This is a genomic window from Parazoarcus sp. PS-13 R2A (assembly GCF_057621855.1).
The window spans coordinates 25,252-45,525 of record NZ_JBYEXN010000030.1 but is presented as its reverse complement, the minus strand read 5'-3'; the positions used below and the strand labels follow the sequence as shown (position 1 = coordinate 45,525).

21 protein-coding genes are annotated in these 20,274 nt (G+C 59.8%); 13 read left to right on the top strand and 8 right to left on the bottom strand.

From position 1 onward, the window contains the following. Positions 1–1,614 (top strand): DUF6538 domain-containing protein (locus AC22G6_RS20270; RefSeq protein WP_487368270.1); only part of this gene is annotated, 1,614 nt, incomplete at its 5' end. A 173-nt stretch (positions 1,615–1,787) separates the two neighbouring features. Here AC22G6_RS20270 and AC22G6_RS20265 read toward each other — a convergent pair. From AC22G6_RS20265 to AC22G6_RS20250, 4 genes are all read right to left on the bottom strand, one after another. Then, positions 1,788–1,937: a hypothetical protein gene (locus AC22G6_RS20265; RefSeq protein ID WP_487368269.1), complete on the bottom strand. Its 150-nt coding sequence runs from the start codon at positions 1,935–1,937 to the stop codon at positions 1,788–1,790. Between the two features lie 638 nt (positions 1,938–2,575). Further along, the gene (locus AC22G6_RS20260) at positions 2,576–2,878 is read right to left on the bottom strand and encodes a hypothetical protein (protein WP_487368268.1); all 303 of its coding nucleotides are present in this window, start codon (positions 2,876–2,878) and stop codon (positions 2,576–2,578) included. Further along, positions 2,875–3,486 (bottom strand): 30S ribosomal protein S4, encoded by a 612-nt coding sequence (gene rpsD / locus AC22G6_RS20255; protein WP_487368267.1) that lies wholly within the window; start codon positions 3,484–3,486, stop codon positions 2,875–2,877. The genes AC22G6_RS20260 and rpsD overlap by 4 nt, the downstream gene beginning before the upstream one ends. A 15-nt stretch (positions 3,487–3,501) precedes the next feature. Further along, positions 3,502–3,801, bottom strand: coding sequence for a hypothetical protein (locus AC22G6_RS20250; RefSeq protein ID WP_487368266.1), 300 nt, complete (start codon positions 3,799–3,801; stop codon positions 3,502–3,504). Between the two features lie 192 nt (positions 3,802–3,993). Here AC22G6_RS20250 and istA point away from each other — a divergent pair, with 192 nt between their 5' ends. The 12 genes from istA to AC22G6_RS20190 all read left to right on the top strand — a co-directional run bounded on the left by istA (position 3,994) and on the right by AC22G6_RS20190 (position 17,030). After that, positions 3,994–5,487, top strand: coding sequence for an IS21 family transposase (gene istA / locus AC22G6_RS20245; protein ID WP_487368265.1), 1,494 nt, complete (start codon positions 3,994–3,996; stop codon positions 5,485–5,487). After that, a complete protein-coding gene (gene istB / locus AC22G6_RS20240) occupies positions 5,477–6,298 on the top strand; it encodes an IS21-like element helper ATPase IstB (protein ID WP_487368272.1) in 822 nt (273 codons plus the stop codon). Before istA ends, istB begins: the two co-directional genes overlap by 11 nt. 190 nt (positions 6,299–6,488) lie before the next feature. Then, entirely contained in the window at positions 6,489–7,472 is a 984-nt protein-coding gene (locus AC22G6_RS20235) for a GlxA family transcriptional regulator (protein ID WP_487368264.1), read from the top strand. A gap of 229 nt (positions 7,473–7,701) precedes the next feature. Then, complete coding sequence (locus tag AC22G6_RS20230; protein ID WP_234421549.1) at positions 7,702–8,337, top strand: ABC transporter permease; 636 nt, start codon at positions 7,702–7,704, stop codon at positions 8,335–8,337. Between the two features lie 29 nt (positions 8,338–8,366). After that, entirely contained in the window at positions 8,367–9,497 is a 1,131-nt protein-coding gene (locus AC22G6_RS20225) for an ABC transporter ATP-binding protein (RefSeq protein ID WP_108974371.1), read from the top strand. 2 nt (positions 9,498–9,499) lie between these two features. After that, positions 9,500–10,243: an ABC transporter permease gene (locus AC22G6_RS20220; protein WP_108974373.1), complete on the top strand. Its 744-nt coding sequence runs from the start codon at positions 9,500–9,502 to the stop codon at positions 10,241–10,243. 45 nt (positions 10,244–10,288) lie between these two features. Beyond that, positions 10,289–11,179, top strand: coding sequence for a glycine betaine ABC transporter substrate-binding protein (locus AC22G6_RS20215; protein ID WP_108974375.1), 891 nt, complete (start codon positions 10,289–10,291; stop codon positions 11,177–11,179). A gap of 62 nt (positions 11,180–11,241) precedes the next feature. Next, entirely contained in the window at positions 11,242–12,117 is an 876-nt protein-coding gene (locus AC22G6_RS20210) for a nitrilase-related carbon-nitrogen hydrolase (RefSeq protein ID WP_487368263.1), read from the top strand. Positions 12,118–12,128: 11 nt separating this feature from the next. Further along, positions 12,129–13,322, top strand: a complete 1,194-nt coding sequence (locus tag AC22G6_RS20205; RefSeq protein ID WP_487368262.1) for an acyl-CoA dehydrogenase family protein — start codon at positions 12,129–12,131, stop codon at positions 13,320–13,322. A 12-nt stretch (positions 13,323–13,334) separates the two neighbouring features. Continuing rightward, positions 13,335–14,897, top strand: coding sequence for a class I adenylate-forming enzyme family protein (locus AC22G6_RS20200; RefSeq protein ID WP_487368261.1), 1,563 nt, complete (start codon positions 13,335–13,337; stop codon positions 14,895–14,897). Further along, positions 14,894–15,694 carry a crotonase/enoyl-CoA hydratase family protein gene (locus tag AC22G6_RS20195; protein ID WP_487368260.1) on the top strand — a complete coding sequence of 267 codons (801 nt, stop codon included), beginning with the start codon at positions 14,894–14,896 and terminating at the stop codon, positions 15,692–15,694. Before AC22G6_RS20200 ends, AC22G6_RS20195 begins: the two co-directional genes overlap by 4 nt. Further along, on the top strand, positions 15,684–17,030 hold the full coding sequence (locus tag AC22G6_RS20190; protein WP_487368259.1) for an MmgE/PrpD family protein: 1,347 nt from the start codon (positions 15,684–15,686) through the stop codon (positions 17,028–17,030). The genes AC22G6_RS20195 and AC22G6_RS20190 overlap by 11 nt, the downstream gene beginning before the upstream one ends. A gap of 280 nt (positions 17,031–17,310) precedes the next feature. Here AC22G6_RS20190 and AC22G6_RS20185 read toward each other — a convergent pair whose 3' ends face one another. The 4 genes from AC22G6_RS20185 to AC22G6_RS20170 form a co-directional block, all read right to left on the bottom strand. Further along, positions 17,311–17,796 (bottom strand): hypothetical protein, encoded by a 486-nt coding sequence (locus tag AC22G6_RS20185; RefSeq protein ID WP_487368258.1) that lies wholly within the window; start codon positions 17,794–17,796, stop codon positions 17,311–17,313. A 78-nt stretch (positions 17,797–17,874) separates the two neighbouring features. After that, a complete protein-coding gene (locus tag AC22G6_RS20180) occupies positions 17,875–18,321 on the bottom strand; it encodes a group II truncated hemoglobin (protein WP_487368257.1) in 447 nt (148 codons plus the stop codon). After that, a complete protein-coding gene (locus tag AC22G6_RS20175; protein WP_487368256.1) occupies positions 18,318–19,454 on the bottom strand; it encodes an NAD(P)/FAD-dependent oxidoreductase in 1,137 nt (378 codons plus the stop codon). Before AC22G6_RS20175 ends, AC22G6_RS20180 begins: the two co-directional genes overlap by 4 nt. Positions 19,455–20,107: 653 nt before the next feature. Further along, positions 20,108–20,269, bottom strand: coding sequence for a hypothetical protein (locus tag AC22G6_RS20170; RefSeq protein ID WP_487368255.1), 162 nt, complete (start codon positions 20,267–20,269; stop codon positions 20,108–20,110). Positions 20,270–20,274: the final 5 nt, after the last annotated feature.

Below are 20,274 nucleotides of genomic sequence, written 5' to 3'. Positions count from 1 at the left end.
CCCGAATCCCTGCGTCAAATCATTGGCAAACGAGAGATCAAGAAGTCACTCGGTCGCGACTATCGAACTGCGGTCAGCGAAGCACGACTTCTTGCACTGCAGGTCGACCGGCAGTTTGCCGAGGCCAGAGAACATCTCGGCATCGCACAGGCTGGACCGGACAGCATCGACAGCTTCCTGAGCCAACCCATCGACGCACGCTACAAGCCCATCACCAAGGTCACGCCTGAGCTGGTTGCCGGCATCAAGGCGCTCTGGCTAAACAGTCTGGACGCCGACCTGCAGTGGCGGCGCCAGGGGGTGGATGACGAAGATTTCGACGCCCTGCAGCAGAACATCGTCGACTTCAAGGCTCGAATCGCACGCGCCCTCGCGCGCGGCGACGCCGAACCCTTCATCCCCGCTGTCCGAGGCCTGCTTGCTGGTCGCGGCTACGAACTGGCGGTGGCGCCAGAGGAAGAGCGGCAACTGACACTTGACGTCCTGCCGGCGCTGCAGGAAGGCTATGACATCCTCGAACTGCGCCAGTCCGGCCGTCTTGTCGAACCCAGTATCGAAGCCGCCACCCCGCTGCCTGCGGCATGGGAAAAGCCCTCGACGGCCACGACGGGCATCACCTGGGATGCCCTGCTCGACCACTGGAAGAACGATCGCAGCCGCCCAGCCCGGACCGTCCGGGACGTCGAGGCCTTTGTTGCCGCTCTGCGAACCTGCCTGCCCGCCGCCACGCCGACGGACCTGACACGCGGGCAAGTCACTGAATGGCTTCGCCACGAACGTGAAAAGCGGGGCAACAGCGCCGCGACGCTGGAGAAGAAAGGCACGCTCGTCGGCGCCTTGTTCTCCGTCGCAGTAAAAGACGAACTGCTGGAGAAGAACCCCTTCGCCGGCTACGACTACACCCGCTTTGCCGCCAAGGAAGGATTGGCCCAGCCGAACAAACGCATGCCGTTCACAGAGCCGGAGCTCAAGCGGATCTTCTCGGATAGCGAAGGCGTCTTCTCGGTCCTCAAACCCATCGGGGGCGGCGGATACCACGCCCGGGTCTGGATTCCACTACTCGGCTGGCTCACGGGCGCACGCCTGGACGAAATCGGCAGCCTGACCGTGGACAACGTCCATCGTGACCCCGTGCCGTACATTTCCATCACCCGGGGCAAGACCCAGAACAGCGTGCGCGACGTTCCCTTGCACCCCGAACTCATCCGGCTTGGTTTCCTCGACTACGTGGACGCCGTCCGCAATGCCGGTCACCACACGCTGTGGCCGCACCTCAAAACCTCATCCGATGCGATGGCCAGCAGCGAGCTTCTCGGTAAGTGGTTCAACCGCTTCCTGCGTGAAAGCCTGAAGCTGCCCAGGTCCGTAGTCTTCCACTCCTTCCGCCACACCTTCAAGGATATGTGCCGAAACGCCCTGATCCCGAGGGACGTTCATCACGCACTGACCGGGCACGCTGACGACCGGGATGGAAAGGATGAAGGCAGCGTGGGGGATCAGTACGGGGTGGGGTTCTCGATTGAGACCAAAGCCGCGCAGGTCAAGAAAATCGAGATTCCGTTTGTGATCCCTCGGCCGGCAGGTTACGGGGCGTTACGGGGCACGGGCAAGTAACTCAGTGCAGCTGGCGCGCGAAACGGCTGCTTACGGGTAGCTCTTCGGTCTTATGGAAAGCTTTCCATAAGACCGAATTGCTGTCACCCACTGCGCGTTAGTAAAAACGTTTCCGCCTTCTGCGACATCTCAGACCGCCAGTCACAGCCCCGCCGAACATCGCCAAACCCTCTTCACCGCTGCCCGTGGTATGCAGCCACCAGCACCTTGACCTTGAGCATCATGATGTCCTTGAGCATGCGTACCTTTCGATCATGCATCCTGATGCGCCAGGTCGTAGATCTGCTTTCCAGTGTTTCGTTGGCGTAGTCAGGAATGCTCAAGGTCTATTGCGCGAAATAGGCTTCGTAGCGGTCAATCGTCTTGATCAGCTGAAAACTGAGCTTCTCCCGGGCTTTCGACGGGATGGAAGCCAGTTCCTGCTCGACGTCCGAATCGTTGTCATGGCCTCTGAGTGTTCGGAACGGGAAAACTGATGATCTAGGAGATGGGTGCATTCGCCTATCCAGTGAATCAGGAGAAAGGGCACGGTGGGGGCTGGTTCGGATGGTGGTTCTGCCAACGCTGGCGTGACATGAAGATGCAAAGGGTGAAGGCGAGGTGGCCGTGTCCGCCATTCCAGATGGCAGATTCCGCTTCGTCGGCCGAGGCGTCGGGGTGACGCATGCTCTGCATCCGGGGTGTCGCCATCTCGGCGCCAATAGGCCGCTACGCTTGTCCCAGGGGGCAGGGGGCGCCGTTTCCAATGGGTTGCAAGTCGCGCACCAGGCATTGCCTGTGCGGAAACTGCCCTGTGCCCGACGGCAGGTTGATCGCGTCGGGCGCAGGGCGATGTCATGCCGGCGTGTTCGGGATGGCTACTTTCTTTGCTTCGGGCAGCCTTTGCAGGGCTTGTCCTTCTTGCAGCATTTCTTGCTCATTGGTGTTCTCCCGACGGCTGAGGGTCTATGCGGGTTATCGATCAGTTCGCCAGCGAACCTGGTGCTTGCTGTGCCGCGTGGTCGGTGAGCAGGGCATAGGCGCGCCACTCGTCGACCAGACTCGATGCGCACTCTCGCAGGCAGCCCGCCATCCTCGCATCGTTGCCGATCACCAGCAGATGGTCGACGATGGCCTTTGCCACGGCCGGCGAGCGACGTGCCGGAAAGCGGGAGAGCAGATGCAGCACCGCAGCGAGCGCCAGCTCGGGACGGTTGGGGTATTGCAGCCCCTCGTCGGGGGCGTCGCTGCGCTGACTGTCGCAGCAGGTTGCGAGGTCGCTCATATCCGCACCGCGTAGTATTCGACGACTTGCTGCACGTCGACAGGAAAGGGCACTTCGTCGGGCGAGGGCGTGCGGGTCACGGTGGCGGCAAACGCGGGCTCGTCGATGGTGAGCCATTCCGGGCGCGTCAGCGCCGGCTCGGCCAGCGACTCGAGCACGATGGGAATGTTCCGGCTGCGCGCGGCGAGCTGAATGCGATCGCCCGGCTTGATGCGGATCGATGGAATGTTCACCGTGCGGCCGTTCAGCAATACATGCTTGTGGCGTACCAACTGGCGCGCCGCAATCGCGGTTGGGGCAAATCCTGCGCGGAAAACAAAGTTGTCGAGGCGGCGCTCAAGGAGTTCGAGCAACTTGTCGCCGGTCGGGCCCCGGTCGCGCTTGGCTTCGCGGAACAGACGCTGAATCACCTTCTCGGTGAGGCCGTAGTTGAAGCGCAGCTTCTGCTTTTCGATCAGTTGCAGGGCGAAGCCCGACTTGCGCTTGGTGCGCTGGCCATGCTGGCCGGGCGGGTAGTTGCGCTCACCGAGCGGTTTGCGGGAGAGGCCGGGGAGTTCGGTGCCGAGCGCACGCATCACTTTCAGTCGGGGGCCGGTGTAACGGGACAAGGGGATCTCCTTCGATCAGTTCGGGAATGAAACGGGTGAGCCGGAGGCGGGCGAAGAGCTTGAGCGAGGCCGACTCGAAATCAATGCATTGCGGGGTGCCGTCGCGCCGCCGCGGTAACGCGGATGGGATATCGCCAGGTCCAGTTGTTCGCATGAAGCTATCAACTCCTCGTCAACGGTGCTGGCGTCGAGACAGCGCAGCAGAAGTACCGCCTGGTGAGCAGCACGCGGACAGCCGGTTTCGAGGTAGCGCGAGATATGCGCCAGCACGCCGACAAGCAGACGGGTCTGCTCAATGCTTGAATCCGTTGCCATCGATCACCTCCATTAAATGCGAATGATTCGCACTCTCACGCATAGCGCAGGCTTTGTCAATGCCTTGTCTGCCCGTCAAGGTGATGCACTGCTTGCCGACGTCGTGCGTCTCTGTTGCTACGCGTTGAAAACTGACCCCGGTGATTAACCTTCCTGCTCGTTTTTTGAGCAGGGCGCGAGGAGATGATCACCATGAACATGATGGGCAAGATTCTGCGGCTGCATTATCGAGACGGGTTGTCGATCAAGGAGATCGTTCGGCGGACCGGCTTGGCGAGGAACACGGTCCGTTACTGGCTGAGGGCGGGAGAAGGCGCTGCGCGGAAGTACCAACGCAAGGCACGCGAAACCGTCCTGACGCCCTATCAGGATCGCTTGAAACAATGGCTCGAAGCGGATGCCCTGCGCCCCAAGCGAGAGCGACGCACGGCGCTCGCCTTGTTCAAAGCCCTGCAGCCGCTGGGTTTCACCGGCAGTTATACGCGTGTTAGCCAGTTCGTCAGGGCGTGGCGTGAAGAGGGCGGCAGGCAGGCCAAGGCCGCGTTCGTGCCCTTGCGCTTCGCGTTCGGGGAAGCCTTCCAGTTCGACTGGAGTGAAGAGTGGCTGATGATCGGGGGCTTTCATCGCAAGCTGCTGGTGGCCCACAGCAAACTGTGCGCGAGCCGCGCCTTTCACCTATCGGCCTACCCGACGCAGAGCCACGAGATGCTCTTCGACGCCCATACCCGCGCGTTTCGGGCATTCGGCGGGATTCCCCGGCGCGGCATTTACGACAATATGAAGACCGCCGTCGATAAAGTCGGCGTGGGCAAGCGACGGATCATCAATACCCGCTTTGCGGCGATGGCCGCGCATTACCTGTTTGATCCGGACTTCTGCAACGTCGCCTCAGGCTGGGAGAAAGGCGTCGTGGAGAAGAACGTGCAGGACAGTCGTCGGCGCATCTGGCTGGACGCCGCTGGCGAGCGTTTCGGTAGTTTCGCGGCGCTCAACCTGTGGCTCGATGGGCGCTGCCAGGCGTTGTGGTGCGAACTTCCCTACCCGGAGGCCGAGCACCTCACGATTGCCGACGCCTTGGCGATGGAGCGCGATGCGCTGATGCCGATGGTGCCCGCCTTCGATGGGTACGTAGAAACCATCGCGCCTGTTTCAAGTACCTGTCTGGTGAGCATCGAACGCAACCGATACTCGGTGCCGAGTGGCTTCGCGAACCAGAAGCTGAGCCTGCGACTCTACCCGGATCGGGTCGAAGCGCACGACGACGAAGGGCCGGTTGCCGTCCATGAGCGCAGCTTCGAGCGCGGTGAAGTCCGTTACGACTGGCGGCACTACCTGTCCCTGATCGAACGCAAACCCGGCGCACTGCGCAACGGTGCACCGTTCGATGGTCTGCCGGCGGTGTTGCAGCAGTTGCGTAGATCGCTCATCAAACGCCCCGGTGGCGACCGGCTGATGGCCGAGGTGCTAGCCTGCGTGCCGCAGCATGGGCTGGAACCGATCCTGGTCGCGGTCGAACTGATCCTCGAGTCGGGCAACACCAGCGCCGAGCATATCAAGAACATCCTCTCGCGGCTCAAGGAGCCCCCGCGACCGGACCCGCTCGACACGGCGCTGACCGTGGAAGAAGCGCCGATTGCCGACGCTGGTCGCTACGACCGCCTGCATGCGGAGGCCCATCATGCGTGAAGTCATCACCGAGCTGAAATCACTCCGGCTGCACGGCATGGCTGCGCGCTACGAGGAACTGCGTACCGAAGGGAGTGCCGCGGTGCAAGCCGCAGAATGGCTGCTCCGTGCGCTGCTCGATGCCGAGGGCACCGACCGGCATGTCCGGTCGATTCGTTACCAGATGGGTGCAGCCCGCTTTCCGGTGCATCGCGATCTGGCCGGTTTCGACTTTGCTAAATCGAAGGTCGATGAGAAGCTGATCGGACAACTCGCGACCGGTGACTTCCTCGATGCAGCGGCCAACATCGTGTTCATCGGCGGCACCGGCACGGGTAAGAAACACCTGGCTACTGCGTTGGGCGTGAGAGCGATTACACAATTAGGTAAACGGGTGCGTTTCTTCTCGACGGTGGAGTTGGCAAACACGCTGGAACTGGAAAAGGCAGCGGGCAAACAGGGCAAAACCGCCTACAGCCTGATGCATGTCGATCTGGTGATTCTCGATGAGCTGGGCTACCTGCCATTCAGCCAGACCGGTGGCGCCTTGCTGTTTCACCTGCTCTCGAAGCTCTACGAGCGTACCAGTGTGATCATCACCACCAACCTGACCTTTGCCGAGTGGCCTGCCGTGTTCGGCGATGCCAAGATGACCACGGCACTGCTCGACCGTCTGACGCATCACTGCCATATCGTCGAGACGGGCAACGAATCGTTCCGGTTCCGACAAAGCAGCCAGACCGCTAAAGCGCGTGTCAAAGCTCGCGAACAGAGTCGTCTTGGCGATGCGCTAGCAATTGAGCCCGTACCAGATGAGGAGACGCACTTCTGACCCGAACCGGGGAAACCGGCTTCGGGCTACGCCCTTCGCCGCTTTCCCCGGCCCCGTTTCATCAACTACACTTATCCACAGTCGTTCAATGACGAACGGCTACACCCCCGGGGTCAAGATTCAACGCGCACCGACACATTTACCATCGACGGATTAGTCACCCCTGTTGGGATCCCTCGTACCCACTCCAATGGCTGAGAAACTGAGCGACGTGGTCGACTTTGGCTACCTTCTGATTCCAAACTTTTCGATGCTTTCGTTATCGGGAGTTCTCGAGCCGCTAAGGTTCGCCAATCGCCTGGCGGGACGTGAACTCTATCGATGGAAGCTTCTGAGTGCGGACGACGAGCCGGTAGAGGCGAGCAATGGAATTCCGTTTTCACCGACGGCGCGCCTGGATGAGTGCGGGGCGCTGGATACGCTTATCGTCGTTGCCGGAATCTCTGCAAGAGAGCATTGCCACCCACCCATCCTTCGCCGTTTGCGGGAACTTGCTGCGAGCGGACTGAATATTGGTGCAACCTCGGTCGGGACCCTCTTCCTTGCAAAAGCGGGGCTACTTGATGGCTTCCGCTGCACGATTCATTGGGAGAATCTGGATGGGTTTCGTGAAGAGTTTCCGAGTCTCAATGTCACCAGCGAACTGTATGAAATCGACGGGAAACGTCTGACCTGCTCGGGAGGTTCTGCCGGGTTGGACATGATGATGCATCTTATTGGGCAGCGACACGGCCAGACGCTTGCTTCTGCAGTGGCTGAGCAGTGCATCCACCCGGAAATCCGAAAATCCACTGCAGCGCAACGAATGTCCTTGCGTATGCGGCTCGACGTCATCAGTCCCTGCCTGATCAATGCCGTCGAGTGCATGGAGCGGCATCTTGAGGATACGTTGGGTTGTCAGCAGGTCGCCGAGCAGGTTGGGCTGTCATTGCGCCATTTGAATCGTCTTTTTCAGGACAACTTCAACATGCCGCCGGCCCGCTTCTATATGGAGTTGCGCTTGAAGCGGGCGCGCGCGTTGCTTCAGCAGACATCGATGCCTGTCGCGGAAATTGGTATCGCCTGCGGTTTTGCTTCGGCTTCCCACTTTATCCGGAGCTATCGAAATCACTTCGGACATACCCCGACGATTGAGCGGGAAAGCCAGCAACGGCGAGAGTCTGGCCGCAGTTGATCTCCTCCTCGGCGCGCCTTCGTAGCGCCCATTCCTCTCGATTCAGAGCAAGTTAATTTCATAGATGGCCTGATTAGGCTACTGGGTGGCGATTCCAGGCTATTGTGAGCTGGCGTCTGTACCTACTATGCACTTGCCGACCAGACGACAGATCTGGCGCAAAACAGGCAGAGCTGCCTGGCAGGAAACAACAAAACGAGGAGACACCGTCTTGGAAACATGGACATTCATGGTCGAGAACTTCGACCTGATCGTGATGCGGACGCTTGAGCACATTTCGCTGGTGGGCGTAGCGATTGGCCTTGCGATCATCACCGGCGTGCCGATCGGCATCGCCATTACGCAGAACGATAAAGCCGCCAATATCGTGCTGTATATCGCAGCGATCATGATGACGGTCCCGTCGATTGCGCTTTTCGGAATCATGATCCCGATCCTTTCCAAGGTCGGTCACGGTATCGGTTATGTGCCCGCCGTGATCGCCGTGCTGCTGTATTCGCAGCTCCCCATCATCCGCAATACCTATACCGCGATACACAACGTCGACCCAGCGCTTCGAGAGGCCGCTCGCGGCATGGGTATGTCTTCGCTGCAGCGTCTGCGCATGGTGGAGATCCCGTTGGCAATCCCCGTCATTATGGGAGGCGTCCGCAGCGCGGTGGTGATGTCGATCGGCATCATGGCCATTGCCGCTTACATCGGTGCCGGTGGTCTCGGTACCTTCATCAGTCGCGGAATTTCCCAAACCGATGCTCGCCAGCTCATTACTGGCGCAGTCGCAGTCAGCCTGCTTGCCATCGTGGCTGATTTCTTTCTTGTCTGGCTACAGAGCCGGCTCACCCCAGCCGGGCTGAAGCGCGCCTGACCCCCACCATAAACAGGAGATCCGACGCCATGATCCGGCTTGACAACCTGACAAAGATATTTGAAACGAAAGAAGGTACGACCGTTGCCGCTGACCACATCAACATGGAGGTCAAGGAGGGCGAAATCTGCATCCTGCTCGGTCCCTCCGGATGCGGCAAGACCACATCGTTGAAGATGGTCAACCGGATTGTTCCGCCTACCTCGGGGCGTGTCTTTCTCGGCGGAAAGGATACAACCGACTACGACACCATCACCTTGCGCAGGCAGATCGGTTACGTCATTCAGCAGATCGGTCTGTTTCCGAACATGACGATCGAGGAAAACATCGGTGTCGTGCCCAGAATGCTTGGCTGGGATCGCCAGCGCACCGCGAAACGGGCGCAGGAGTTGCTGGAAATGGTCGCGCTCGATCCGGCCATTTTTCTCAAGCGTTTCCCTAAGGAACTCTCCGGCGGGCAACAGCAGCGTGTCGGCGTTGCCCGCGCGTTGGCGGCGGATCCCCCTGTACTGCTGATGGACGAACCCTTTGGCGCCATCGACCCGATCAACCGCGAGATCATTCAGGACGAGTTCCTGAAGATGCAGCAGAAACTCGGAAAAACCATTCTCTTCGTCAGTCACGACATCGATGAAGCGGTAAAAATGGGCGACAAGATTGCAATTTTCCGCGCCGGAAAACTTGAACAGTTTGACACGCCTGACAATGTGCTTGCTCATCCAGCAAGCAGCTTCATTGCCGATTTTGTCGGTGGCGACAGAACACTCAAGCGCTTGCGTTTGCTGAAGGTGGGGGAGGTGATGGATGCCCAGGCGCCGCGAGTCAAGGCGGAGGACAGCCTTGCCAGTGCGCTCAAGCTGATGAATGACGCCGACTACGAGAACCTGATCGTCGTCGGGCCTCATGGGCGTGCGCAGGGCGTCGTCTACCGCAGCGTCGCTGAGAGTCGGCAGGGGCTTTGCAACGATCACCACTCAGGATTGAAAGCCACTGTGCGCGAGAGTGATGACCTGCGTACTGCCGTGTCCCAGATGTTTGCGCATGATCTGACCTGGCTTCCGGTGGTCGACGACGAGGGTTTCTACAAGGGCTACATCACGCAGCGCGGCATCACACACACGCTCGGCCGCACTTATCGCGATGCCGAGCAGGGGGTGTAGCAATGGCGCGTGCATCCTTGAAGTTCTCAAGCTTGCGGATGGGTGGGCGGTACCTGACTGCCGTCCTGCTGTTGCTAGCCGGGGTGTGGTTGCAGCGGTCCGGACTCATTGATGATCTGACGACCTATTGGGGTGACATCGTCTACCTCACGGGTCAGCACATCGAACTCACTTTGATCTCTGGCGGGCTCGCCATTCTTGCGGGCATTCCGATTGGTGTTCTCTTTAGTCGTCCTGCGCTGCGGCGCTGGGCGGATGGCCTGATGCAGACGCTGAACATCGGAACAACGATCCCGACGCTCGCCGTACTCGCCCTTTCAATGAGCTTTCTGGGCATCGGGTCGACGCCCGCGATATTCGCGCTGTGGGTCGCGTCCCTGCTCTATATCGTGCGGAACACGTATTCGGGTTTGACGGCGGTGCCAGACCACCTGATCGAAGCTGCAAACGGAATGGGGATGAGGCCTGCACAGATCCTGCTACGGGTTGAGCTGCCCAATGCCCTGTTCGTGATGTTCGCAGGCGTTCGTACAGCACTTGCCATCAACGTCGGCACGGTTCCGCTGGCCTTCCTTATTGGGGGAGGCGGACTTGGTGAGCTGATCTTCACAGGCATCGACCTCAACGACAACGGGATGATGCTCGCCGGCGCCATTCCGACCGCTGCGCTTGCGGTCGCTGTTGATGCCTTGGTCGGCTACGCAGCATTTCTCTTTATCCCCCGCGGCGTCAATCCGTTGCGATGACGTCGTCTAGCTGTATCTGATTAATTACCCGAGGAGACAAATCAAATGAATATTCAAAAAATGATCCGTGGTGTGGTCCTGAGCGCTTTCGCACTCACCGCTGGAAGCACTTTTGCCGCCGATACGGTCGTGGTCGGCGGGAAGAACTTCACTGAGCAGCAACTCATGGCCGAGATGACCTCGCAGTTGTTGAAGGCGAAGGGCTTCGAGGTCGATACCCGCGCAGGTATGGGCAGTGCTGTCCTGCGCCAGGCGCAGGAGTCGGGGCAGATCGACGTGTACTGGGAGTACACAGGCACCTCGCTCATCACCTACAACAAGGTCACCGAGCGTCTTTCAGCGGAAGACACCTACGCCAAGGTCAAGGAACTCGATGCCAAGAAGGGCCTGACCTGGCTCGACGCTTCGAAAGCAAACAACACCTACGGTCTGGCGATGCGCCGCGCGGACGCAAAGAAGCGCGGTATCAACACAATCAGCGAACTGGCAGCAGCGATCAACGGAGGCAAATCGCTAACCCTTGCGTGCAACGCCGAGTTTGCCGCCCGCGCGGATGGTCTGAAGCCCCTGCAGAAAGCCTATGGTTTCGAGTTTGATCGCGCAAGTGTGAAGCGCATGGATACCGGGTTGACCTATCAGGCACTGCGCGACGATCAGGTCGAGGTGGCTTTGGTGTTTGTCACGGATGGTCGCATTCCGGCGTTCGACTTTGTCGTGCTCAAAGACGACAAGGGTTACTTCCCCGCGTACGCACTGACCCCCGTAGTTCGGACCGCAATCCTTGAGAAGCATCCCAAGCTGGGTGAGTTGCTGAACGCACTGTCTTCGAAACTCGACGACGCTGTCATGGGGCGCCTTAACGCTTCGGTAGATGTCGAGCGCAAGGCGATCCGCGACGTTGCCGAGGGTTTCCTCAAGGAAGCAGGCCTTATCTGAGCCACTCAGCTCCTGTATTAATCAAGCCCCACGGGGCTTGATCCAACTGGAATAGCAATAGCATGGCGATCGAATCCCGCATCAAGCTGGCCGTCGCGCAGACTGACTGCGTCCTCGGCGATCTGAACCACAACCTGGAGCAGCACCTTGCGTTGATCGAGCAGGCGCGAGACGAGGGCAATGGACTGTTGCTCTTTCCTGAGCTTTCCTTGACCGGGTATAGCCTCGGCGCTCGGGTCACCGAGGTCGCGCTGCACCGCAACGATCTGCTCGTGCGCAAACTGGCCGATGCAGCGCAAGGTATTGACGTGGCGTTTGGATTTGTCGAGGAGGGCGCTGCAGCCCAACTCTACAACGCGATGGCTGTGGTTCGCGACGGCGAGGTGGTGTTCGTCCATCGCAAGCTCAACCTGCCGACCTACGGCAATCTGGAAGAGGGCAAGCTGTTTGCGGGTGGACGGTATGTGGACACCTTCCCCGTTTCCGGGCCGTGGCAGGCCGGCTTGCTGACCTGTGCCGATCTGTGGAATCCGGCGCTGGTTCATCTGGCGATGCTCCACGGGGCAACGCTCTTGCTGGCCCCGGTCAATTCGGCACTGGGGGCGGTAGGCGGCGAGTTCTCCAACCCCGACGGTTGGGATCTGGCATTGCGTTTCTACGCAATGATGTATGGCCAACCCGTCTTGATGGCCAACCGGTGCGGCAACGAAGGCAATGCCGTGTTCTGGGGCGGTTCGCGCATCCTCGATCCATATGGCAGGACGCTCGCGATTGCGGCCGATGGACACGTCGGCCTGATCAGTGCTGAACTCGACTACGCAGACGTTCGCCAGGCACGTTTCCAACTCCCTACCGTGCGGGACAGCAACCTTGATCTCGTGCAGCGCGAGATCAGCCGTCTCGCGCAACAGATCGGTTTGCCGCCGGTACAACGATGAAGGATCAACTGATGAACGACTATCTGCTCAACGACGAGGATCGCAGCTTCCGTGCTGAAGTGCGTGCCTTCCTGCAACGCGAACTGGCTCCGCGGGCTGCGGCGATTGAGGACCGGGAGGACTGGGATGCCGTGAAGACCGTGGTGCGTGCGCTGGGCGAAGCGGGGTACCTGCGGCTGATGTTCCGTGATCTCTATAAAGGGTTGCTGCAAAGTCCGGGCCTTACTCACGCCACCATCCTCTCCGAGGAGGCAGCTGCGATCAACTATGCTTTCGACACAACGATCGCGACAGCCACTTCGTGCGCTTACCCGCTGCACCGTTATGCTCAACCAGAGGTACGTGAGCGCTACCTGACCGGCATCATTGAAGGCGCCGAAATCGGTGCGATCTGTGTTACCGAACCCAACGTCGGTTCCGACAGTGCTGGCATGGAAACGACGATCACCTTTGATGAGGCCACTGATGAGTGGGTCATTAACGGATTCAAACGCTACATCTCGAACGCTTCCGTTGCCGACACCTACATCGTCTACGGTATCAGCGACCCAACAGTGCCGCCGCAAAAAGGCATGAGCGCGGTGGTGGTACCAAAGAACACGAAGGGAATCAGCTTCCCGCGCAACTACACCTTCATGGGCCGGCGTGGATGCATTGTAGGGGAGGTCGAGTTTCGCGACTGCCGCGTACCCGCCAACCATCTGCTGGACAAACCGAATGCGGGCTTCCGCATCATGCTCAGCATGTTCAACTTCGAGCGCGTGATTTTGGGCGGAAGCGGCCTTGGCGTTGCCCGCTCGGCTTTTGCCATCGCAACCGAACATGCTCAGCGTCGCGAAAGCTTCGGCCAGAAGCTCGGCTGCAAGCAGCTGATCTGGGACAAGGTGGCTGAGATGAGCTGGCGCATAGACGCCGCCGAACTGATTACCTATCGCGCTGCGAAGCTCTATGACGCAGGCACGCTGTCCGCCAAGGAACTCATGAAGCCCGCATCCATGGCCAAGCTGGTGTCGACGGAGACAGCCAATTTCTGCGCCGACCAGACCGTCCAGATCCTGGGCGGGGATGGTCTTACCAAGGAATACGGCCGCGCCGAACAGCTCTATCGCGACGCCCGCGCCTTGCCAATCGTTGGCGGGTCCTCCGAGATGGTGAAGTACCTGATCGCCAGCGTTGATCTCCCCCAGATCAAGCCCAATCTCTAAACAGGCCACGTCATGAATATCGCATCGATTCTGATTCAGGCAGTCGACCGTTATCCGAACAAGGAGGCGCTGGTCTTCGGTGAGCGGCGGTGGACATATGCGCAGTGGAATGCGCGCATCAACCGGCTGGCCCAGGGACTGGTCGAACTCGGCGTGCGGCCGTTTGACCGTGTGGCGCTGTATCTGAGCACCGATGAGGCATCGGTCACGACATATTTTGCGTGTCAGAAGCTGGGTGCTGTCGCCGTTCCAATGAATTTTCGCCTGGCGGCCGGTGAAGTCGCCCATATCCTGCGCGATTCTGGTGCGCGACTGTTGGTCTACAGCCACTCATTGCTGGCCAATACGCTTGATGCCCAGAAGCAGGTGCACAGCGTTCATGATTTCATTTCGGTTGGGGCGCCACCTGATGAGATTCCGGAAGGTCACTTCCGTTTTGAAACGCTGGCCGAAAGCGGTGATGGCTCGGTGGAGCCAGCATATCGTGCAGCGCCGGAGCACCTTTCGGCCCTGGTATACACCTCAGGCACGACAGGCCGCGCCAAGGGCGTCATGCACACCCATGGAAATGACCTGGCCATCTCGATGAACTGCGTCATGGAGTACAGCCTGACGCCGTCCGACCGCGCCTTGCACATCGCGCCGCTTTACCATGTCGGCGGCATGCAGGCTTTCTATCTTCCACACATGTTCGTGGGTGGCACGAACGTGGTTGAGGGGCGCTACCAGGCGTTGAAAACGCTTGAGACGATCGAGGCACAACGTATTACGACGCTTTTCGCCGTGCCCACGCAGATACAGGAAATGCTGTTCCACCCGCGATTCAAGGAATTCGATGTCTCCTCCCTGCGGATGATCACCACGGGAGGTGCCGCCATTGCTTCGGCCACCATGGAACGCGTTCTGGATGAGTTCTGCCCCAATCTTTTCAACGGCTACGGCATGACCGAGGCGAGTCTGACGCTTTTGCTGCATCCGCGCGACGCGCTCGCGAAACTGGGTTCGTGCGGGAAGCCGACCTTGATATCGAACGCTCGCATCATCACCCACGACCCCGCTCGTGACGTGCGGCCTGATGAGGTTGTAAGGCACAGCGAAGTCGGGCAGTTGGTGGTTCAGGGGCCGCAGATGATGCCAGGCTACTGGAGTAACACCCTTGAGACTGACAAGAAGCTCAAGTACGGCTGGCTCTACACCGGCGATCTGTTCAGTCGTGACGAAGACGGCTACTTCACCTTCCACGGGCGCGCTGACGACATGATCGTGTCGGGTGGGGAGAACATCTATCCCCGTGAGGTCGAGGAGGTTCTCTATCGCTGTCCTGGTGTCAAGGAAGCGGCCGTCGTTGGCCTGCCTGATGCGAAGTGGGGCAGTGTGGTGTCAGCATTCATCGTGCGCGCCGAGCCGCATCTTACGGTTGAGCAGGTGGATGATTTCTGCAGAAACAGTGGCCTGATCGCGGCGTTCAAGCGTCCGCGACAGATTCGCTTTCTGGATGAACTCCCGGTGAATCCCAGCGGCAAGGTTCTGAAGCGTGAGTTGGTGAGTCAGTACGGACAGGGAGCCCCCGCATGAGCGATGTTGTGATCTATGACCAGGATGGCGCTGTTGTCACGCTGACCCTGAATCTTCCCGAAACCCGGAATCCGATTTCCGACCCTGGCATGGTCGATGCGCTGGAGGCGGCGGTTGCGCGCATCAACGCGGACATGACTGTTCGTGCCGTGATTCTGACCGGTGCTGGCAGTGCGTTTTCTTCCGGCGGTAACGTGAAGCACATGCGGGATCGGCTCGGCATGTTCGGTGGTTCGCCTGCAAGCGTTCGAAACGGTTACCGCAATGGCATTCAGCGTATTCCGCTCGCACTCAACGCACTCGAAGTCCCGGCGATTGCAGCAGTTAATGGGCCTGCGATTGGTGCCGGGTGTGACCTGACCTGCATGTGCGACATTCGAATCGCTTCCACGGACGCGATCTTTGCAGAGAGCTTCGTCAAGGTCGGCATCATCCCCGGTGATGGAGGTGCCTGGCTACTGCCCCGTGCGGTGGGGCTGTCGCGCGCATGCGAAATGGCGTTCACCGGCGAGTCGATCGATGCCCGGACGGCACTTGCATGGGGTTTGGTTTCAGACGTGGTTGCACCCGACGAGCTTCTGCCGGCGGCGCGGCGCCTCGCAGCAAGAATCGCTGCAAATCCGCCGCAAGTCCTTCGCATGACCAAGCGCCTGATCCGCGAGGGACAGCATATGCGACTCGACAGTTTGCTCGAGTTGTCCGCGTCAATGCAGGCGATTGCGCACCACACCAAGGATCACGAAGAGGCAGTCTCTGCCTTGCTGGAAAAGAGGGAGGGTGTGTTCCATGGGGAATAATGACAGCGATGTCATCCAGTTTATCCATGGATTGCGCTACGAGGACTTGCCGCAATCCGTGATCGCTCACGCCAGGCGTTGCATTCTCGATCTTTGTGGCGTGGCGGTTGGCGGAACGACGACCGAGCTCTCGCGCATCATCCGCAACCATGCGGAGGCGAACTTCGCCTCGAACAGTCGCAGCGTAAGGATGATGTTTGACGGACGACGGGTCAGTTTGCCTGGTGCTGCACTCGCCGGTGGCATGACAATTGACAGCCTTGATGCACACGACGGACATGTACTGACTAAGGGGCATGTTGGCGTCACGGTGCTCCCTGTATTGCTCGCCCTGTCGGACGCCGGCTATATCCAGGATGACCGTGAGTTCGTCACCGCGCTTGTTCTTGGCTACGAAATCGCCACCCGGGCAGGTATCGCGCTGCATGCAAGTGCCTGTGATTACCATACGTCCGGTGCGTGGAATGCGCTGGCTGCAGCGGCGATGAGTGCCCGGGCTTTGGCACTGAGTCCGGCCGAAACCCGCGAGGCCTTGGGTATTGCCGAGTACCACGGGCCTCGCAGCCAGATGATGCGATGCATTGACCACCCGACCATGGTGAAAGATGGTTCGGGATGGGGCGCAATGGCGGGTATCGACGCAGCGTTGCTGGCTCAGGACGGGTTCACTGGTGCGCCGGCACTGACAATTGAAGACGTGGCTTTGGCCGACTTGTGGGGCGACCTGGGCCAGCGCTGGACGATTCTGGAGCAGTATTTCAAGGCCTATCCAGTTTGCCGCTGGGCGCAGCCAGCCGTTGAAGCGGCAATGTCCGTGGTACGCGAACACGGCATCCGATCTGAAGATATCCGCATCGTGAAAGTGATTAGTTTCCATCAGGCATGCCGGCTTGCGACACGCGAACCCGAAACAACTGAGCAAGCTCAGTACAGCCTGCCGTTCTCGGTGTCCATATTGCTCTCACGGGGAGTGTTGGGGACGGAAGAAGTTTCGGGTGATGCGCTGCGGGATGCCGAAGCGCTTCGCTTGTCGAAGGCCATTGAATTGCACGAAAGTGAGTTGTACAACAGCCGCTTTCCGTCAGAGCGTTGGGCGCATGTTGAGATTGAGCTATTCGATGGAAGCACGCTGAAGTCAGCGCCTCACACCGCACGTGGTGATCCTGAGACGGCGCTTACAGACGCAGAGATCGATCGCAAGTTCGTTCAACTCGCCTCTCCCGTGCTCGATCAGGCTCGCATTGATGCGATACGGGATTGCGTCATGTCGCTTGGGCAGGCAGATGGGAGGCTCGGACCGTTGCTCGATGTCATGCTTCGCCCCGTCAGCGCTTGAACCCATCAATTCGTGCTTGATTGGGCCAGTGTTTCACCCGTGACCGTCAGATTGTCTACTTGCCATGGGCGAGGAGCGCTGACGGTTTACCCAGTTGCTACCTACCCCAGACTCACGAAGTCGTCCGTGCTTCTCGAAGAACTGGATAACTGATTGACTCCGGACCGTGCGGCGCGAAGGCATTTCGGCACACACTGCCCATTCTTGTAGAAAATCGTCGTTCCGTTCTAGGTGCGTAAGCAAGTTGCGCGCTACGAGGTGAGCTGCTTCAAATCGCTCATTACTCTTTTGATGTGAGGCCCAGTGCTTCGCGCAGCGTCTCGGCTTTCGCTGCGTAGTTCACTGCCACGATTCGGCTATTTTCCAGTCCGATCAAGGTCACCGCATCGTCCCGCCGCGGGAAGTCCGACAACAGCGCTTCATCCAGCACCACGCCCACCGCGAACGGCTGCTCACGCAGTGACGGCAGTGCGAAAGTGCGGGTGATGAGGCCGGGCATCCTGCTCATGTCGGCCAGATAGACGGCATGGCGGGTGGCCAGGAAACCTTTGGGCTGTTGGCCGAGGACCTCCATTGCGATGTTCGAAGCCTTGCGTCCGGTGGCGAACAGTACCAATCGGGTCTCTGCGCCGATGCCCCAGGGCAGGTCGTGCTGATCTTTTGCGACCAGCGGGGGCATCGCTTGACCGACCGCCAGCGGCTCGGCCCATGAGACCAGGGGCAAGGTCAGTGTGCACGCGATAAGGAGGTGCTTGAAGTTCATCATTGTGGTGTTCTGACTGAGGAGTTGGCGTTTCCGCAGGCGCAGGGACGCGCCCCTTGCGAGTCTGCGGCGGCGCGGTGTTTACGCGACATGAGTTGTCCGGTGTGCGGCGCCAGCTGTGCATCCGCTACCACCATCGGTGTTGATGAGGTGATCTGCCATTTGGGCGAAGACATGGATCAGACCGTCGCGCATTTCGGGGTCCGCCACCTGCTCGGTAAGTGCTTCCGTCATGCAGAGCATCCACTCGTCGCGCATGCGCTGGTCCACTACATAGGGTGCGTGGCGCATGCGCAAACGCGGGTGGCCTTTTTGGGCGATGTAGAGGGCGGGGCCGCCGAACCAGCCCGACAGGAATTCGAATAGACTTTGGGTGCTGCCGGCGAGGCTTTCCGGGTGAATCTTGCGCACTGCATAGGCTTCGGGGAGCGTGTCCATGAGCTCATAGAAGCGGGTCACCAAGCGGTGCAAGGCGGGCGCGCCACCAAGCGCTTCGTAGGGGGTGAGTGTGCTTTGAAGTGCAGTCATCGGTATTTCTTCAGGTAGGTGCTTTCGAAGAGCCTTTTGATCCAGTGAAACAGGCGCGTCGGCGGCAGGATGATCTGGCGCTGTGCATTACGAAACACCAGCGTGCCGTGGTCTATCGCATCGATGATGCAGACCAGCTCAATCTTGAAGGTGGCGCTGGGTGTACCGCCGCGCAAACCTGTCAGCAGATTTTCTGCCGCGGCTGCGGCCTGCAGATCGGCCATGTGTGCCTGCTTGGGCATCCAGTCCGGTCCGGGGAAGCTGCCAGAGTCGCCGACAACATACACGTGCTCGGTCCCGGCGACCCGACACTGTGCATCCGCTTGCAACAGGCCGCCCGGAGAGCGTGCCAGTTCGGTCTGATCGAACCACGCGTTTCCGGTCATGCCGGGCATGAACAGGATGAGATCGGCGGGGAACGAACCACCTTCAGTCAGCACGCGGTTGGCCTCGAACCCCTTCATCTTGTGGCCCAAGTGGGTGCGGATATCGCGCCGCTTCATCTCGGCGAGCAGGTGCTTGACCGCCTTCGGGCCAAGCCGGTTGCCTGGCTCACTGGATGGGTTGAAGAACACCAGTTCGAATTTGTCGCGCCGGCGTTCGCGCCGGAGTTGTTCGTCAATGCCGAACAGAAATTCGAACATCGGGCCACCGCGCACCGCAGTGGGCTCGTTCGGGTTGCCGGCGAAGCCTACGGCAATGGTTCCTTCCTGCAGCGCCTGCAGACGATCACGAATCTTCTCCGCGGCTGCAATGCCCTCACAGGGGGTGATGGCGTGTTCGATTCCGGGCAGCTTCTTGATGAAACGCCCGCCGCTAGCGATCACCAGTGCGTCGTTCGGGATTTCACCAACGGTGGTGTCCACCAGACGCCCGCCATTACGCAAGCCGGTCACCTCGGCCGCCACGTGGCGAACGTTCATGCGCTGGAAAAAATCATCGAGGGGTACGATCAGCTGCTCGCGTGTTCGCAGGCCACTGGGAATCCAGATGATGCCGGGCAGGTAGTGCAGCTCGGCTCTGGGGGCGATCAGGGTGATTTCCGCCTCGCGGTCGCGCTTGCGGATTTCGCGAACGCTCGAAAGCGCGCCAAAACCGGCACCGATGATGGTGATTCTGAATGGACTTGTCATGTGTTCGGGCCTTGGGAGCTCAGCACGCTGGAGATACGTCGCGCACGGCTGTCAGAAGCGCCAGGGGGCATGTCGGCTGTTGGGGGCGTCGGGTCAGGGTGGATCTGGGTGAAGTGCATATCCGGTTCTTGCCTTCTGACCTGTGTCCTGCGCACCCGTGTGCAGTCGAGGTAGCGCCGCGCTGATATGCGTGCAGAGAACGGCAACGGTCGGGGCGATGACCAAGGGCCGAATCCTCCGGGGTTGCAAGCTGCTTATCCACGCGAGCCATTCCTGCCAATTAAGCCAACGATCCAACCCCTACCCAAACAGGGCTCAAACCAATCTGGAGATAGACCAATCATGTCCATGTACTTGCTTTCCCGAATGTAGCGCCTGCGGGGGAATGCCCGTCAGGCCGACTCTCCCTCCTTTAACAAGAAACATGCCAATGAGCCGATGCTTAATGAGATGATAAGAATCAATAATTTAAGACTTGTCCGCCGCCACTGAGATCTGCGGGCTCTACAAACTGCGCCACTATGGCAGATGGCGCTGCCATGAATGGCAGGCCAGAGTCGAGGCACTCGACTTGCCCCTCGGGCGCACCCGCCCCACGTTTGCTGCCAGATCGATGCCCGACCTGAGCAAGTGCAAACCAGGTCAGCACACGATCATGGCAGGGGAGTGCTGCGGGTCGGCGCGTGGACGGTCAGCGATGGCGATTCGGCTCCGCCACTCGATGAGAGCATGCTGGCGTCGGTGATATGGAGGTTGGGGTCGTCGTGGCTGCGACAGTCGGCCTTGGACGCCGCGTTGCGGCTGTTTTCACCCATTTGGT